The following is a 16,161-nucleotide window of genomic DNA, read 5'->3' on the forward strand; positions in this document are numbered from 1 at the left end:
GATCATGCCTCCTCGGTCTCGGTGATCAGCGGATATACGCCGTTCTCATCGTGGTCCTCCCGTCCGGTGATCGGCGGGTTGAAGACGCAGACACACCGGAAGTCGGTCTTGGGGCGCATTGTGTGCTTCTCGTGCCCGTTCAGCAAGTACATGGTGCCGGGCGTGATCCAGTGCTTCTCACCGGTCTCGTCATTGGTGAGCTCGGCCTCGCCCTCGACGCACAGCACCGCCTCGATGTGGTTGGCGTACCACATCGACGTCTCGGTGCCCGCGTAGAGGATGGTCTCGTGGAGCGAGAAGCCGACGCCCTCCCGGGCGAGCACGATGCGCTTGCTCTCCCAGGTGCCGGACTTGGACTTGATGTGCCTCTCGGTGTCCTCGATGTCCTTGAAGGATCGGACGATCACGGTGAGTTCTTGCCTCTCTCTTCTCTGCGGTGCGGGAGGGTTATGCGGTCTCGCGGACCGCGCGGGCGAGGGTACGCAGCCCCTCGTCCAGGTCTTCGGGGGAGATCGTCAGCGCGGGCAGCAGCTTGACGACCTCGCTCTCCGGGCCGGAGGTCTCGACCAGCAGGCCCAGTTCGAAGGCGCGCTTGCAGACGGCCGAGGCGCGCGGCTTGTCCTCGAACTCCATGCCCCACACCAGGCCACGGCCGCGGAAGTCGACCCCGGACTGCTCCTCGCAGATGGCGCGCAGCGCCTGCTCGACCTGCTCACCGCGGGCCAGGGTCTGCTTCTCCATCTGGCCGTCCGCCCAGTAGGTGTCCAGGGTGGCGGCGGCGGTGACGAACGCGGGGTTGTTGCCGCGGAACGTGCCGTTGTGCTCGCCGGGCTCCCAGACGTCCAGCTCGGGCTTGAAGAGGGTGAGCGACATCGGCAGGCCGTAGCCGCTGATGGACTTGGAGACGGTCACGATGTCCGGAGTGATGCCCGCCTCCTCGAAGGAGAAGAAGGCGCCGGTACGGCCACAGCCCATCTGGATGTCGTCAACGATCAGCAGCATGTCCTGGCGCTCGCACAGCTCGGCCAGGGCGCGCAGCCACTCGGGCCGCGCTACGTTGATACCGCCCTCGCCCTGCACGGTCTCGACGATCACGGCCGCGGGCTGGTTGAGGCCGGAACCCTGGTCCTCCAGCAGCCGCTCGAACCACAGGAAGTCCGGGACCGTGCCGTCGAAGTAGTTGTCGAACGGCATCGGGGTGCCGTGGACCAGCGGGATGCCCGCACCGGCGCGCTTGAAGGCGTTGCCGGTCACGGCCAGCGAGCCCAGCGACATGCCGTGGAAGGCGTTGGTGAAGGAGACGATCGACTCGCGGCCCTTGACCTTACGGGCGAGCTTCAGCGCGGCCTCGACGGCGTTGGTGCCGGTCGGGCCCGGGAACATGACCTTGTAGGGCAGGTCGCGCGGGCGCAGGATGTTGTTCTGGAACGACTCGAGGAACGCGCGCTTGGCCGTGGTGGACATGTCCAGGCCGTGGGTGACGCCATCACGCTCGATGTAGTCGATCAGTGCCCGTTTGAGCACCGGGTTGTTGTGGCCGTAGTTGAGCGACCCGGCCCCGGCGAAGAAGTCGAGGTAGGTGTGTCCGTCCTCGTCGTACATGTGGCTGCCCTGGGCACGGTCGAAGACGGCGGGCCAGCCACGGCAGTAGCTGCGCACCTCCGACTCCAGGGCCTCGAAGACGCTCAGGGCGGGCGGGGTGATGGTCACAGCGTTCTCCTGGGAGAGGGATGTGAGGGGGGTGAGAGATCGGGGGTGAAACGAGATCTTCAGCGAAGTCTTCAGCGAAGTCGTCAGCAGGTCGTCGGCGAGGTCGGGGTCAGGTCCGGTCGGTGCGCGGACCGTGCGGAGCGCGCGGGCCGAGCGGACCGATGCGGTAGAGCACCTCGGGCTCATGCGCACCGTCGGGGAACAGACCGCCGTGGAAGAGCACCTCACGCTCGAGCGGGGCGCTGTGCCGCTCCGCGAACGAGGTGAACAGCCGGTTCGAGGCGGTGTTGTCCGGGGTGATCGTGGTCTCGATGCCGCGGACGCCCGTCGCGGCGACCCGCGCGGCCAGCCCGTCCAGCAGGGTGGCGGCCAGTCCGCGGCCGCGCCAGGCGTCGTCGACGGCGACCTGCCAGACGACCAGGGTCTCGGGGCGCTCCGGGCGGACGTAGCCGGTGATGAAGCCGACCGGTCCGCCGTCGGCGCCGCGCGCCACGACGGATGTGGCGGCGAAGTCGCGGCACCACAGGAGATAGCTGTAGGAGGAGTTGAGGTCCAGGGCTTTGGAGTCGCGAGCGATTCGCCAGATCGCGGCTCCGTCCTCGACGCGCGGGGTGTCGAGGGACAGGCCCTCCGGCAAATCCAATTCGCTACGGACTAGGTCTGCTTGTGCGGCGGTCATGCAAATTCAATTTACCTAGCAGAATCAGAAAATGCATCGCGAGGAGGGGTTACGCAAAGGGGTGTGGTTATGTTATCACGCGGGCGCGCGTGCGCGCGCGTCGGGTCGTCGAAAAGCGGTGATTTGCGGGGAAGTTACCTGGTCATAGCGGATCGCATGTGGAGTCTGTCACATGTGCGTAACTGGCCGGTGACCCGCTTGAATTTTGGGGGCCAGGATCTCGTGAAAAATTTTGCGTTTAGGAATCATAAAAGCGGGCAGACGAATGTGGAAGCAGTAGCGGAAAAACGCGGGGAATTCCGGGCCAAGCTGCAATGAATTCAATCTCTCACGGTGAGCTACCTGGGAGCTACACGGTGAACTGACGAAAGGTCGCCCCGCACCGCGGGGGCGCCGGAATCGGCCGGTCAACGCCCTGTTCAGGTCTCGTACAGTGCGTTGCATGAGGGATAGCGCGGTGCTCCACATCAAGGGCCGGGTCCTGGTCGGACCGGACACCGGCGACGCTGCCGGGGACGTACGGGACGAGCTGTGGGTGGTGGACGGCAGGATCACCTTCGAGCGGCCGCCCGGGGCCAGGGACATCCGGCTGATCGAGGGCTGGGTGCTGCCCGGCCTCGTCGACGCCCACTGCCATGTCGGACTCGACGCCCATGGGGCGGTCGACGACTCCACGAGCGAGAAGCAGGCGCTGACCGACCGGGAGGCCGGGGCGCTGCTGCTGCGGGACGCCGGATCGCCCGCCGACACCCGCTGGATCGACGGCCGCGAGGACCTGCCCCGCATCATCCGGGCGGGCCGCCATATCGCCCGCACCAAGCGCTACATCCGCAACTACGCGCATGAGGTCGAGCCCGAGGACCTGGTCGCGTATGTGGCCGCGGAGGCCCGGCGCGGCGACGGCTGGGTCAAGCTGGTCGGCGACTGGATCGACCGGGAGACCGGTGACCTGGGGTTCTGCTGGCCGCGTGGCGCGGTCGAGGAGGCCATCGCGGAGGCGCACCGGCTGGGCGCGCGGGTCACGGCGCACTGTTTCGCAGAGGAGAGCCTGGCCCCGCTGGTCGAGGCGGGGATCGACTGCGTCGAGCATGCCACCGGGCTCACCGAGGAGACCATCCCGCTGTTCGCGGAGCGGGGCGTGGCGATCGTCCCGACCCTGGTCAACATCGCCACCTTCCCCCGGCTCGCGCTGGGCGGCGAGGCGAGGTTCCCGCGCTGGGCCGACCATATGCGGCGGCTGCACGCGCGCCGCTACGAGACGGTGCGGGCGGCCTACGACGCGGGCATCCCGGTCTACACCGGCACCGACGCGGGCGGCGGTCTGGCCCATGGGCTGGTCGGGCAGGAGGTCGCCGAGCTGGTGAAGGCGGGCATCCCGGTGCGGGACGCGCTCTCGGCGGCGACCTGGGGGGCGCGGGACTGGCTCGGGCGGCCGGGGCTGACCGAGGGTGCCTCCGCCGATCTCGTCGTCTACGACGCGGATCCGCGCGCCGATGTGCGGGTGCTGACGACGCCGCGGCGGGTGGTGCTGCGGGGACGGGTGGTCGGCTGACGCGGGACGGCTGACGCGGGACGGGGGAGCGAGACGGGGGAGCGAGACGGGTGGGGCGAGGGGGGCCGGAAGGGAACGCGGTTCGAACTGGGCGGCGAACCACACCCTTTGGGATGAACGGCCGGCATGTGTCTGCCTGTTTACCCTCGGTGCGCAAATATGGCGTGGTCGAGGCCGTCGGCGCCCGTGGAGTCCCCCGCGGCAGGCGCCGGCGGCTCCATGTCTCCTGTGGGGGTCAACTCACGTGTCCTGTTCCAGCAACACCTACTTCGGCATGCCCACCCGCCGTCTGGCGGCCGCCACTGCCGCTGCCGCGGTCTCCGTCCTGGGCCTGCTGCCCGCGGCGACCGCGCAGGCCGACACCGGTGGTACCACCGGCAAGGCGGGTGCGGTCGTGCTCCGCACCGATCTCGATGTCTCCCTGCTCAACAAGACCGTCACGGCTCCGCTCTCGGTCGTGCTGAACGATGTGCGCGCGCCCGCGACGGCCAGCAAGACGGCGCTCAGCGCGACCGTGGACGGCGTGGACGGGGGCCGGCCGTTCAGTGTCCTGCGGGCCGATGTGGCCACTGCCCGGGCCGCCGCGGACAAGCAGCGCGCCGAGGGGTACTCCAACCTCGTCAACGCCCAGGTCCATGTGCCGGGCCTGGCCGCGGTGCCGCTGATCACGGTCGAGCAGGTGACCTCGAAGGCGGTGTGTGCCGTCGGGAAGCGGCCGACCGCCCACTCCAACCTGCTCGGCAGCGTCAGCGTGCTCGGCCAGAAGGTCACCCTGCGCACGAGCGGCACCACCACGGTCGATGTGCCGTCGCTCGGCCAGGTCCGGCTCGACCTGTCGCGGACGGCCACCACCTCGCGCACGGCGGCGGCCACGGCTCTCAACCTGAGGGTCTCGGTGAACCCGCTCAAGCTGAACGTCTCCGAGGTCGAGGGGCAGGTCACCCTCGCCCGGGCGACCTGTGAGTCACCCGTGGCGGCGGCGGTCGAACCCAGCCCGAGCGTGGGCTCCCAGACCAAGCCCCAGCCCAAGCCGGAGCACTTGGCCGAGACCGGCGGCAGCTCGGCCACGCCGTACCTGGTGGCCGGTGGCGCCCTGCTGCTCGCCGTGGGCGGCGGCGCCGTGGTCCTGGCCCGCCGCCGCCGGGCCGCCGCCACCGACACCGACGCCAGCTGACGCCTGACGCCTGACGCCTGCCCCACTGGCCCCGGCGACCGTGCCACGCGGCACGGCCGCCGGGGCCGGGGTGGCTGCGCTTCGTGGTGGGGGTGCTGGGGTTGGGGGGCTGCGCTACGTGGTGGGGGTGTCGGGGCCGGTGGCTGCGCTTCGTGGTGCGGGTGCTGGTGTTGGGGTGGCTGTGTCACGTGGTGCGCGTGTTGGGGTTGGGGTGGCTGCGCCTCGCGCACGGCCGCTGGGGTCCGGGTGGCTGCGCTTCGTGGTGCGGGTGCTGGTGTTGGGGTGGCTGTGTCACGTGGTGGGGGTGTGGGGTTGAGGTGGCTGCGCCGCCGCCTGGTGCGGGTGTGATTGCTGGGGTGGCTACACACCGGGTGTGGGTGCTGGGGCGCCTGCGCCACCTGGTGGGGGTGCCGGTGCTGGGGGTGGCTGCGCCACGTGGCGTGGGCTCGCTGCGGATGCGCACACGGGCGTGGACGTTGGGTGCGGGTGCGGGTGCGGGTGCGGGTGCGGGTGCGGGTGCCGGGGCCGGGGGCGGATTCCATGCTCCGGCCGTGGCCCTGGGCGTTGGCGCCGGGGCCCGGGGGCGCCGAACCGGGGGACGGACTTCCGCCCCGGACGTGGATGCCGGGCCGGGACGTGTACGCCGGGCCGGATGTCGGCGCCGGGGCCCGGGCAGGGCGCAGGGCCCGGGCGGTCGCACCAGGCACGCGGGCGCAAGGCCCGGTCAAGGGGGCTCGGGCGAGCGATAGTTGCCCGCCCTGCCCGCGCCGTGCCGCCCTGCCCGCGCCGTGCCGCGCTGCCCGCGCCGTGCCGTGCGCGCCGCGTCGGCTAGGCGGCCGTGTCCGCAATCGCCTTCGTCATGGCGATGACGAACCGATCCGTCGTGGCCCGGTCGCGCACGGCGAGCCGGAGCCATTCCGGGCCGAGGCCTGGGAACGTGTCACCGCGGCGGACGGCGAAGCCAAGCTCCCGCAGCCGGGTGCGGATCGCCGCCGCGCCCGCCACCCGGATCAGCAGAAACGGCCCGGCCGCCGGGCCACACACCCGCACCTCGGCCGACTCCGCCAGCTCAGCCAACTCGGCCAGCCGGTCGGCGAGATGGGCCCGGTCGGCGGCCGTACGGTGCGCGGCCCGGGCCGCCTCGGCGAGGGCGGACGGGGTGCAGCACGCCTCGGCCGCGGCCAGGGCCGGGCTGGACACCGGCCACAGCGGCTGGACCCGCTCCAGCGCTGTGACGGTGTCAGGATCCGCCAGTACGTAGCCGATCCGCAGCCCGGCCAGGCCCCAGGTCTTGGTGAGGCTGCGCAGCACCACCAGCCCCGGCACATCGGTGCGGGCCGCCAGCGACTCCGACTCACCCGGGACGGCGTCCATGAACGCCTCGTCCACCATCAGCGTCCGCCCCGGCCGGGCCAGCCCGGCCACGACGGCGGCCGGGTGCAGTACGGATGTGGGGTTGGTGGGGTTGCCGATCACCACAAGATCGGCGTCCTCCGGCACGGCCGCCGGGGTCAGCCGGAAGCCGTCCCGCTCCTCGAGGACCACACGCCCCACCGTGTGCCCCGCGTCCCGCAGCGCTGCCTCCGGCTCGGTGAACTGCGGATGCACCACCACCGGCCGTCGGGCCGGCAGGGCGCGGGCGAGCAGGACGAACGCCTCCGCGGCGCCCGCCGTCAGCAGCACCCGTCCGACCGGAAGCCCATGGCGCCCGGCGACCGCCTCCCGTGCCGCCCGCCCGTCCGGATAGGCGGCCAGTCCGTCGAGGGACGCGGCGATATGGGCCTTGAGCCAGTCCGGCGGCGTACCGGCCCGGACATTGACCGCGAGGTCCGTCAGTGCGGCATCGGCACCCCGCACCTCCGCGTCCCCGTGATGCCGCAGATCGAACCCGGCGGACCCGTCCGCGAGCGGATCCGCCGATGCGCCAGCGGACATCACCAACGGTTCAGCGGACGTCGCGGATGGTTCAGTGGACGTCGCGGACGGCTCAGCGGACATCGACATGGGCGTCCGGATGCGCGAACGCGTGGGCCTCATCGCTGAACCCGGCGTGCTCGCTGGTGTCGGCCACCTCCTCATAGCGATCCATGACCAGGTCGGCCAACTCCCGCGCCGGGCCGATGACATCGGCCGGGACCACCTCGACCTCGGGGTGGGCGAGCCCCCAGCCCTCCGCCTGCTGCCGCACCCGCTCCAGGGCGTCACCCTCGAACAGGAAGTACGGCAGCACCACGACCCGCCGCGCCCCCAGCTTGGCGCAGCGGTCCAGGCCGGAGGCCACATCCGGGGCGGCGAGCGAGGCGAAGGCGACCTCGACGCCCGCGAAGCCACGGCCCTCCCACAGCAGCCGGGCCGCGCGGTGCACCTCGGCGTTGGCCTCGGGGAGCGGCGAACCGTCGCCCACCAGCAGCACGGTCGTCTCCGCGCGGTCCGAGGGCAGCCGGGGCCGATTGCCCAGCGCCTCGTCGAGCCGCCGCTCCAGCAGGCTCAGCAGTGTGCGGTGCGGACCGAGCGGCCGGGCGGACGCGAACGAGGCGTCGGCGTGCCGCTCGGCCTCCTGGGCCAGCGCGGCGGCGATGCCGTCTCTCGGGGGAGCCGCCGGGACCAGGGACATCGGGACGACCGCGAAGCGGGTCACCCCCTCTCCGACGAGCCGGGCGATCGCGTCGGACAGCGGGTGGCTGCCCGCTCCGGTGAGGCCACCCGCCACGGGCAGGTCCGGGTGGCGTGCGGCCAACTCCCTGACGAATGCCTGGAAGGCGGCGGCATGCCGTTCGTCTCGCGTGCCGATGCCTGCGATGAGCAGGGCGGGCGGGGTCGTCACGAGGTCTCCTTGGTGCATGGTGCGAGTGTCACGGTGGGCGAGGGGCGGGCTGTTCCGCCCCGAGACGTTACTGACCTGCGTCGGGGCGGTCCACGGCAGGTCTTCGCTGCCCGCCCTGCCCGGATTTGACCGCCGCCGGGCGGCGGGCGACGGCGCAGGTGGCCTTCCCGGGGCGGCCGGGCGGCGTGGACTTCCGCTTGGGGACCAGCAGTTGGCCCCCCGGGCCGGCGGCGAGCAGCGCGGCCGCCTCGGCGACCCCGGCCGTGCCCACGGCGGTGAGCGGTGCCGCGGACGGGTTCGGCACCTCCACCGCGGCCAGCGCCTCCGCGGCGTATCCGCACAGCGGCACGCCCAGCCGTTCCGCCGCGGTCAGGAGTCCGGCCTCCCCGGCCCTGGCCTCCACCGTGGCCAACTCGGCCACACCGCGCGGGGAGAGCCCCGCCTCCGTCAGGGTGGCCTCGACCAGCCCAAGCACCTCGCCGGCGGAAACCCCCCGGCCCGCCCCGACCCCGATGACAAGCGGTGCCGCGGGCGGGGGAGACCCCGCGCCCCGGCCGATGACCTCCACGCCAGCTCACCGCCTCGGTTCAACCGGCAGGGAGCGCACATCTGTCGACGAACCGGGCCGCCGCCCCTGGGGCCGAGGCCCAGTGCACATGCAGATAGGAGGCGTGCACATCTCCCTGTGCGAACCCTTCGGTACGACGCTCCGGGTGGACGAGCCCCCAGGCGGGCTCCGGCCCCGCTCCGGGTACGACGGTCGTGCGGTGGAACTCATGGCCGCGCACCCGTGTCCCCGTGGCGGCGAGTGAGGTGTCGGAGACGGCCACGGCCTCACGGTAGCCCAGCGTCAGACGTTCCGACATCCGCGCCTTCGCGGCCAGCACCCCGCACATCGGCTCCCCGTCCAGCGAATGCGCCAGATACAGCAGCCCGGCACATTCGGCGGCGATGGGCGCGCCGGACGCGGCGAGCCCGGCGACGGCGGTGCGCAGCCGCTCGTTCGCGGAGAGCTCGGGGGCGTAGACCTCCGGGAAGCCACCGCCGATCACCAGACCGCCGGTGCCCTCGGGGAGGTGCTCGTCCCGCAGCGGGTCGAAGGGGACGACCCGCGCTCCGGCCGCCGTCAGCAACTCGGTGTGCTCCGCGTACGAGAAGGTGAACGCGGCGCCGCCCGCCACGGCGACCACCGGCCGCGCCGCCCGGCCGCCCCGGGCCCCGGCACCGGAGGCTGCCTCCATCGCCCGGTGTATCTCCTCCTCCGGATCCCAGGCCCGTCCGAACAGCGGCGGTGCGCCGCGCGCCAGCGCCAGCAGCCCGTCGAGGTCGCAGCCCTCCCGCACCCGCGCCGCCAGCGCGGTGGCCGAATCGACCGCCTCCGCATGGCGCTCGGCCACCGGCACCAGACCCAGATGACGGCTCGGGGCCCGCACCGCCCGCGTCCGGCGCAGCGCGCCGAACACCGGCACCCCGCACCCCTCCAACGCCTCGCGCAGCATCGCCTCGTGACGGTCCGAGGCGACCTTGTTGAGGATCACCCCCGCGACCCGCACCTCGGGGTCCCAGGAGGCGAAGCCGTGCACCAGCGCGGCCACCGACCGCGACTGCGACGAGGCGTCCACCACCAGCACCACCGGCGCCCGCAGCAGCTTGGCCACATGCGCCGTCGAGGCCAGCTCGCCCTGCCCGGTCGCCCCGTCGAACAGGCCCATCACCCCCTCGACCAGGGCCAGATCGCAGCCCGCCGCCCCATGCAGGAACAGCGGCGCGATCCGGTCCGGACCGCAGAGATAGGCGTCCAGATTCCGGCCCGGGCGTGCGCTCCCCACCCGCGACCGGCCGGCCCCTGAGACGCCCGAAGAGGCGGCCGAGGAGATGGCCAGCGCGTGATAGCCAGGGTCGATGTAGTCCGGGCCGACCTTGTGCGGGGACACATCCAGACCGCGCTCCGCGAAGGCGGCCATCAGCCCCGCCGTGACCGTCGTCTTCCCGCTGCCGGATGCGGGCGCCGCGATCACCAGGCGCGGGACACTCACCACTCGATGCCCCGCTGGCCCTTCTGACCGGCGTCCATCGGATGCTTGACCTTGGACATGTCGGTGACCAGATCGGCGAAGTCCACCAGCTGCGCCGGTGCGTTACGCCCCGTGATGACCACGTGCTGCGCCCCGGGCCGGTCCCGCAGCACCGCCACCACCTCGTCGGGGTCCACCCAGCCCCAGTGCATCGGATACGCGAATTCGTCCAGCACATAGAGCCGGTATGTCTCCGCCGCGAGATCGCGCTTGACCTGCTCCCAGCCCTCGCGTGCGGCCTCCTCGCTGGAAGCCATGTCGCGCTGGACCCACGACCAGCCCTCGCCCATCTTGTGCCATGCGACGGTCCCCCCTTCTCCCGAGTCGCCGAGGACGCGCAGCGCACGCTCCTCACCGACCCGCCATTTCGCGGACTTTACAAATTGGAATACACCGACCGGCCAGTTTTGGTTCCACGCCCGCAGCGCCAGCCCGAACGCCGCGGTCGACTTGCCCTTGCCCTGACCTGTGTGGACGAGTACCAGCGGCCGGTTGCGGCGCTGTCGGGTGGTCAGTCCGTCGTCCGGCACCACGGCCGGTTGTCCTTGCGGCATCAGGCGGCCCTCCGAGGGTTCGAAACGGTTCGTACATCGCGCACCAGCGCGGCCACGCTGTCCGCGCGCAACTCGTCGAGTGTCACCGGCGTGCCCCGCAGTTCGCGCGCGAGCGCGCCCGCGAGCCCCAGCCGCACCGGCCCCGACTCGCAGTCCACGACCACCGAGGCGACCCCGTCGCCCGCGAGCGTCCGTGCCGCGAGCCCGGCCCGCTCCACCGGCGTGGGACCGCCGGACCGCCGCGCCCCGGTGGCCCGCCCGTCGGTCACCACGACCAGCAGCGGACGGCGTGCGGGGTCCCGCAGCCGCTCCACCCGCAGCACCTCCCGGGCCTTCAACAGCCCGGCCGCAAGTGGCGTACGGCCGCCCGTCGACAGCCGCTCCAGCCGTGCGGCGGCCGTGTCCACCGACGAGGTGGGCGGCAGCGCCAGCTCGGCGTCCGCGCCCCGGAAGGTGATCAGCCCGACCTTGTCCCGCCGCTGGTAGGCGTCGAGCAGCAGCGACAGCACCGCGCCCTTGATCGCGCTCATCCGCTTGCGCGCGGCCATCGAGCCCGACGCGTCCACCACGAACAGCACGAGATTGCCCTCCCGGCCCTCGCGCACCGCCTCGCGCAGATCGTCCCGGCGCACCAGCAGCCCGGGCCCGCGCCGGCCGCGCGCCAGCTGATGCGGGGCCGCCGCCCGGACGGTCGCCGACAGATGCAGCGCGGAGAGCGCCCCCCGCGGGCGGCGCGCCCCGGTGGTGCGGCCGTGCGCGCTGCGGGCGCGCGAGCGGCGGCCCGCCGCGCCCTCGCCCAGCCCGGGGACGTCGAGCCGCCGGGTCCGGAACGGTTCTGCGGCGCCCACGGCCGCCCGCTCACCACCGGCCCCGCCCGCACCGCCGTCCGCTTCGTCCGGCCCGCCCTCGCGGTCGGCCGTCTCGTGCTCACCCGTGCGCTGGTCGGGTACGGATGGCTCGGGTTCGGCGGGCGGCGCCTGCTCCCGCGCCCCGTCGCCCGCGCCCTCCTGGGGTCCGCCCTCGGGGCCGCCTGGGTCATCCGGCCCGGAGCCGCCCGGCCCGTCCTCGTGCCCCGGCCCGTCGCCGGGGCCGGGGTCCGGATCCGGCTCCGGGTCGTCCTCCTCGAACCGCCGCAGGATCTCGTCGAGTTTGTCCTCGTCGAGCCCCGGCGCGTCGAACGGCGCCCGCCGCCGCCGGTGGGGGAGCGACAGCAGCGCCGCCCCCCGTACGTCCTCGGTCCGTACATCGGTGCGCCCCGCCCAGGCGGCCAGGGCGGTCGCCGTACGGGCCGTCACGATGTCCGCGCGCATCCCGTCCACCTCGAACCCGGCGCACACCGCCGCGATCTGCCGCAGCGCACGGTCGCCGAGACCCACCCGCGGCAGCAGGGCGCGGGCCGCCGCGATGCGCTCCCGCAGGGCCTCCTCGTCCGCCGCCCAGCGCGCCGCGAACCCCTCGGGGTCCTCGTCGTACGCCAGCCGACGCCGCACCACCTCGACGCGCTCCCCGGTGTCCCGGGACGCCGCGACCTCCACCGTGAGGCCGAAGCGGTCCAGCAACTGCGGCCGCAGCTCGCCCTCTTCGGGGTTCATCGTGCCCACCAGGAGGAAGCGCGCCGCATGCCGTACGGACACCCCCTCGCGCTCCACGTAGGAGGCGCCCATGGCGGCCGCGTCGAGCAGCAGGTCGATCAGATGGTCGTGCAGCAGATTGACCTCGTCGACGTAGAGCACCCCGCGGTGGGCGTCCGCGAGCAGCCCGGGTTCGAACGCCTTCACCCCGTCCGACAGCGCACGCTCGATGTCGAGCGCGCCCACCAGCCGGTCCTCGGAGGCGCCCACGGGCAGTTCGACCATCCGCGCGGGGCGCGCCTCGCCCGTGCCCGCCTCATGGGGCCCGTCCGGGCAGGACGGGTCGGGCGCGGCCGGATCGCAGGAGAACCGGCACCCGGCCACCACGTCCACCTCGGGCAGCAGCGAGGCGATCGCCCTTACGGCGGTGCTCTTGGCCGTGCCCTTCTCGCCGCGCACCAGGACGCCGCCCACGGCGGGCGAGACGGCGTTGAGGAGCAGGGCGAGCCGCAGGCCGTCCATGCCGACGATCGCGCTGAAGGGATAGGTGGTGGTCACGCGGCGATACCTCCTGGGGTGCGTGGGTACGGCGGTCCGGTGTGGGGGCGGGGGCTTCTCAAGTCGTCCCCCCTGGCACCCCCGGAGGGACGAACGGCAGCCCGTCCGGGACGCCCTCCTCGATGAGCCGCAGCAGCGCGTCCGTGTCGGCGTGCTCCTCGATCAGGTCACCGAGGCGGTCGAGCTGTTCCTCGCGCAGCTCGCCGAAGCGGGTGTCGGGCGCCGGTACGAACGCCCGGCCCGCCGTGGCGGCCACCCGCCGCAGAAACGCCCGCCGGAAGCCGTCGCTCTCCAGCGAGCCGTGCCAGTGGGTGCCCCACACCGAGCCCACCCGGCAGCCGTCCAGGAAGGGCTCCTCGGCCCCGTCCAGCAGCTCGGCGACCCCGTGGTGGATCTCGTAGCCCGCCACCGGCTCGCCGAGCGCCTCGCCCACCGGCCGGGCCAGGGTCTTCTCGGCCGCGAACCGCACCCGCACCGGCAGCAGCCCGAGCCCGGTGACCGTCCCGGCCCTCGACTCGACCTCGTCCTCGATGCGCTCCCCTAGCGCCTGGAAGCCGCCGCAGAGGCCCAGCACCGGACGGCCCTCGGCGGCCCTCCGGGCGATGGCGTCGGCCAGCCCGCGCTCACGCAGCCACTGCAGCGCCCTTACGGTGCCCCGGGTGCCCGGCAGCACCACCAGATCGGCGTCGGCCAGCTCCTCGGGCCGGTCCACGAACCGCACGATCACGCCCGGCTCCGCCGCCAGCGCGTCCACGTCCGTGAAGTTGGACATCAGCGGCACGGCGGCCACCGCGATCCGCAGGACATCCGCGCCGTAAGGAGGCGCCACGACGCTCTCCCGCACCGTGCCGCGCAGCGACACCCGCAGCCCGTCCTCCTCGTCGATGCCCAGGCCGTGGGCGAACGGGAGCACCCCCACGGTCGGGCGCCCGGTGAGGTCGCGCAGCATCTCGAGACCGGGCTCCAGAAGGCTGACATCGCCGCGGAACTTGTTCACCACGTAGGCGGCCACATGGCGTTGGTCCGCCGCCGACAGCAGCGCGGTCGTGCCGAAGAAGGACGCGAAGACGCCGCCGCGGTCGATGTCCCCGACCACCACGACCGGAAGCCCGGCGGCCCGCGCCAGCCCCATGTTGACGATGTCGGTGCGGCGCAGATTGATCTCGGCCGGGCTGCCCGCGCCCTCGCAGATCACCGCGTCGTGGTTGCGCCGCAGCTCCTCCAGGCACTCCGTGACGGTCCCCAGCAGCCCCTCCCGCCCCGCAGCGGGCCTTTCGCCGGGCGAGGGGACTCCGGGCCCGCCGAAGTACCCGCGCGCGCTCAGCTCGCCCACCGGCTTGCCCAGCAGCACCACTTGGCTGCTGCGGTCGCCGCCCGGCTTCAGCAGGACCGGGTTCATCAGCGCGCTGGGCTCGACGCGTGCGGCGGCGGCCTGCATGGCCTGGGCCCGCCCGATCTCCGCACCCTCCCGGGTGACGAAGGAGTTGAGCGACATGTTCTGCGCCTTGAAGGGCACCACGCTGACGCCCTTACGGGCGAGCCAGCGGCAGATCCCGGCCGTCACCACGCTCTTGCCCGCGTCGGAGGTCGTGCCCGCGACGAGCAGCCCTCCACCGCGCGCCCCCGAACCGTCCGTGCCGCCCTTACCGCGTATCCCGCTCATCCGCCGCCCCTCCCCAGGGCCCGGGGCCGCCCCGTCAACGCGCTCAGCGCAGGGCGGGCCGCTATGGACACCCCGAGCGCCAGGACGCCGACGCGCCGCGACAGCCGTACCGCCCGCTCGATGTCTGCCGACTCCACCGGCCGCCCGCCGGAGTTGAGCACCGGCCGGTGCTCGACCCGGCCGCCGTACGCGAGGGTGCCGCCCAGCCGGACGCCGAGCGCGCCCGCGAAGGACGCCTCCACGGGGCCCGCGTTGGGGCTCGGATGACGCCGGCCGTCCCGCCGCCAGGCACGCCACGCACCGCGCGGATCCGGACCCGCCAGCGTCGCCAGGACCGCCGTAAGGCGCGCACCGGGCCAGCCGGCCACATCGTCCAGCCGGGCCGCCGCCCAGCCGAACCGCCGGTAGCACGGCGACGTGTGGCCCACCATGGCGTCCAGGGTGTTGACGGCGCGGAACCCCATGAGCCCCGGCACACCGCCCACGGCGCCCCACACCAGCGCGCCCACGACGGCGTCGGAGGTGTTCTCGGCGACCGACTCGACCACCGCGCGGGCGATCCGCGGCCCGTCCAGCGCCTGCGGATCGCGGCCGCACAGATGCGGCAGCCGCTCCCGGGCGACCTCGAGGTCCCCTGCGGCCAGTGCCCCGCTGACGGCCCGTGCCTCACGGCCCAGGCTCGTGCCGCCCAGCACCGCCCAGGTGGCGGCGGCGGTCAGCGCGGCCTCCGCGCCACGGCGGCCGTCAAGGCCCCGTACGGCGCGGGTCAGCAGCGCGGCACCGGCGGCCACGCCGCCCGCGCACAACGCGGTGTGCAGGGCCCCGTAACCCCGGTGGTCGCGCCACACGCGGCGCTCGACGGCCGCGGCGGCGCGCCCGAACGCGGCCACCGGATGGCCGCGGCGCGGATCACCCGTGGCGAGGTCGCCGAGGAAGCCGAGGGCCGCACCGCACGCGAACGAGGCGTGGTCGGCACGCATCCGTCAGGCCGCCGTCACGCCTCGGCGCGGCGATACGGGACCGGACGGGCCGCAGGGGCCGGAGGAGCCGAGGCGGACAGGGAGGGCTGGCGGCGTGGCGGTGCCGGGCATGGCGGTATGTCCTCACTCAGGGTCCTCGCCCTGGTTCGACGTGACCGGCGGTGAGAGTCTCCTGGCTCCCGGATCCGCGGCCCTCCCGGTCTTCCAGCCCCGCGTACGCGACGAACCGTACGGACGGGCCGTGACCCCATACAGGCGATGGGAGGCTGCTCCCCGGTGACAGTGGCGGGACCGCGCCGGATTCTCACCGGCTTCCTCTCCTGCCGCCGTTTGGCTCGGGAAGTCCACCATGGGCCGCGAATGGCCGTCAACTCGCATATGACCCGGGACGCCCGAGTGTGCCGAGCCCCACAGCCAACCGTCACCCACAGGACGGCCGCCGGATGGTCGGCGCTGGTCAGCGCCATCATCCGGCGGCTTGTGGGGCGTTCGGTGAAGCGGGGCCCTCAGGCGACGATCAGATAGATGCCGTACGCCACCACCGCGGCGCACACCGCGAAGCAGGCGTACGCGCCGGTGCGCGCGAGCGGGGAGGCGCCCACCGCGCCCCCGGGCACGACGGCGGCCGTGCCGCCCTGTTCCGGCGCCCCCTTACGGGAGGTGCCGACGATGCCCAGGGTGAAGACGCCCACCATGGCGACCGTCACCGCGAGGCTGATGCCGAAGACCTGGCCGAGTGCCGCCCAGTCGATGCTCATGTTTCCTGGCTCCTTAGCGGGTGGTGCTGCTCGCGGCGGCGGGGGTGGGGGTCTGCTGGGGGC

General features: G+C 73.5%; 14 protein-coding genes and 1 riboswitch. Of the genes, 2 read left to right on the top strand and 12 right to left on the bottom strand.

Going from position 1 to position 16,161, the window contains the following annotated elements; translation table 11 throughout:
- Positions 1-2: 2 nt before the first annotated feature.
- The 3 genes from VT50_RS25600 to ectA form a co-directional block, all read right to left on the bottom strand.
- The gene (locus tag VT50_RS25600) at positions 3-407 is read right to left on the bottom strand and encodes an ectoine synthase (protein WP_020872270.1); all 405 of its coding nucleotides are present in this window, start codon (positions 405-407) and stop codon (positions 3-5) included.
- Positions 408-447: 40 nt separating this feature from the next.
- Positions 448-1,710 carry a diaminobutyrate--2-oxoglutarate transaminase gene (gene ectB / locus VT50_RS25605; protein WP_046085713.1) on the bottom strand — a complete coding sequence of 421 codons (1,263 nt, stop codon included), beginning with the start codon at positions 1,708-1,710 and terminating at the stop codon, positions 448-450.
- 109 nt (positions 1,711-1,819) lie between these two features.
- The gene (ectA, locus tag VT50_RS25610) at positions 1,820-2,389 is read right to left on the bottom strand and encodes a diaminobutyrate acetyltransferase (protein WP_046085714.1); all 570 of its coding nucleotides are present in this window, start codon (positions 2,387-2,389) and stop codon (positions 1,820-1,822) included.
- A gap of 442 nt (positions 2,390-2,831) precedes the next feature.
- On the opposite strand from ectA, the gene VT50_RS25615 reads away from it, so the two are divergent.
- Together VT50_RS25615 and VT50_RS25620 are read left to right on the top strand one after the other, a co-directional pair.
- Positions 2,832-3,941: an amidohydrolase family protein gene (locus VT50_RS25615; RefSeq protein WP_206269482.1), complete on the top strand. Its 1,110-nt coding sequence runs from the start codon at positions 2,832-2,834 to the stop codon at positions 3,939-3,941.
- Between the two features lie 274 nt (positions 3,942-4,215).
- The gene (locus tag VT50_RS25620; RefSeq protein ID WP_046085740.1) at positions 4,216-5,115 is read left to right on the top strand and encodes an SCO1860 family LAETG-anchored protein; all 900 of its coding nucleotides are present in this window, start codon (positions 4,216-4,218) and stop codon (positions 5,113-5,115) included.
- A gap of 828 nt (positions 5,116-5,943) precedes the next feature.
- Here the strand turns inward: VT50_RS25620 and cobC are convergent.
- The 9 genes from cobC to VT50_RS25665 form a co-directional block, all read right to left on the bottom strand.
- Positions 5,944-7,050: an Rv2231c family histidinol phosphate aminotransferase CobC gene (cobC, locus tag VT50_RS25625; RefSeq protein ID WP_046085716.1), complete on the bottom strand. Its 1,107-nt coding sequence runs from the start codon at positions 7,048-7,050 to the stop codon at positions 5,944-5,946.
- Positions 7,051-7,102: 52 nt separating this feature from the next.
- The gene (locus tag VT50_RS25630; protein ID WP_046085717.1) at positions 7,103-7,957 is read right to left on the bottom strand and encodes a sirohydrochlorin chelatase; all 855 of its coding nucleotides are present in this window, start codon (positions 7,955-7,957) and stop codon (positions 7,103-7,105) included.
- Positions 7,958-8,006: 49 nt separating this feature from the next.
- Complete coding sequence (locus tag VT50_RS25635) at positions 8,007-8,507, bottom strand: cobalamin biosynthesis protein (protein WP_046085718.1); 501 nt, start codon at positions 8,505-8,507, stop codon at positions 8,007-8,009.
- Positions 8,508-8,526: 19 nt separating this feature from the next.
- Positions 8,527-9,978, bottom strand: a complete 1,452-nt coding sequence (locus tag VT50_RS25640) for a cobyrinic acid a,c-diamide synthase CobB (protein WP_046085719.1) — start codon at positions 9,976-9,978, stop codon at positions 8,527-8,529.
- A complete protein-coding gene (gene cobO / locus VT50_RS25645) occupies positions 9,972-10,568 on the bottom strand; it encodes a cob(I)yrinic acid a,c-diamide adenosyltransferase (protein WP_046085720.1) in 597 nt (198 codons plus the stop codon). The genes VT50_RS25640 and cobO overlap by 7 nt, the downstream gene beginning before the upstream one ends.
- On the bottom strand, positions 10,568-12,697 hold the full coding sequence (locus tag VT50_RS25650; protein WP_046085721.1) for a putative cobaltochelatase: 2,130 nt from the start codon (positions 12,695-12,697) through the stop codon (positions 10,568-10,570). The genes cobO and VT50_RS25650 overlap by 1 nt, the downstream gene beginning before the upstream one ends.
- A 58-nt stretch (positions 12,698-12,755) precedes the next feature.
- On the bottom strand, positions 12,756-14,360 hold the full coding sequence (locus VT50_RS25655) for a cobyric acid synthase (RefSeq protein ID WP_046085722.1): 1,605 nt from the start codon (positions 14,358-14,360) through the stop codon (positions 12,756-12,758).
- The gene (locus VT50_RS25660; protein ID WP_046085723.1) at positions 14,357-15,340 is read right to left on the bottom strand and encodes a cobalamin biosynthesis protein; all 984 of its coding nucleotides are present in this window, start codon (positions 15,338-15,340) and stop codon (positions 14,357-14,359) included. Before VT50_RS25660 ends, VT50_RS25655 begins: the two co-directional genes overlap by 4 nt.
- Positions 15,341-15,486: 146 nt before the next feature.
- A riboswitch (cobalamin riboswitch) is annotated at positions 15,487-15,704 on the bottom strand.
- A 142-nt stretch (positions 15,705-15,846) separates the two neighbouring features.
- Entirely contained in the window at positions 15,847-16,098 is a 252-nt protein-coding gene (locus VT50_RS25665) for a hypothetical protein (RefSeq protein ID WP_046090847.1), read from the bottom strand.
- Positions 16,099-16,161 lie beyond the last annotated feature (63 nt).

Source organism: Streptomyces antioxidans, from assembly GCF_000968685.2.
GTDB lineage: Bacteria > Actinomycetota > Actinomycetes > Streptomycetales > Streptomycetaceae > Streptomyces > Streptomyces antioxidans.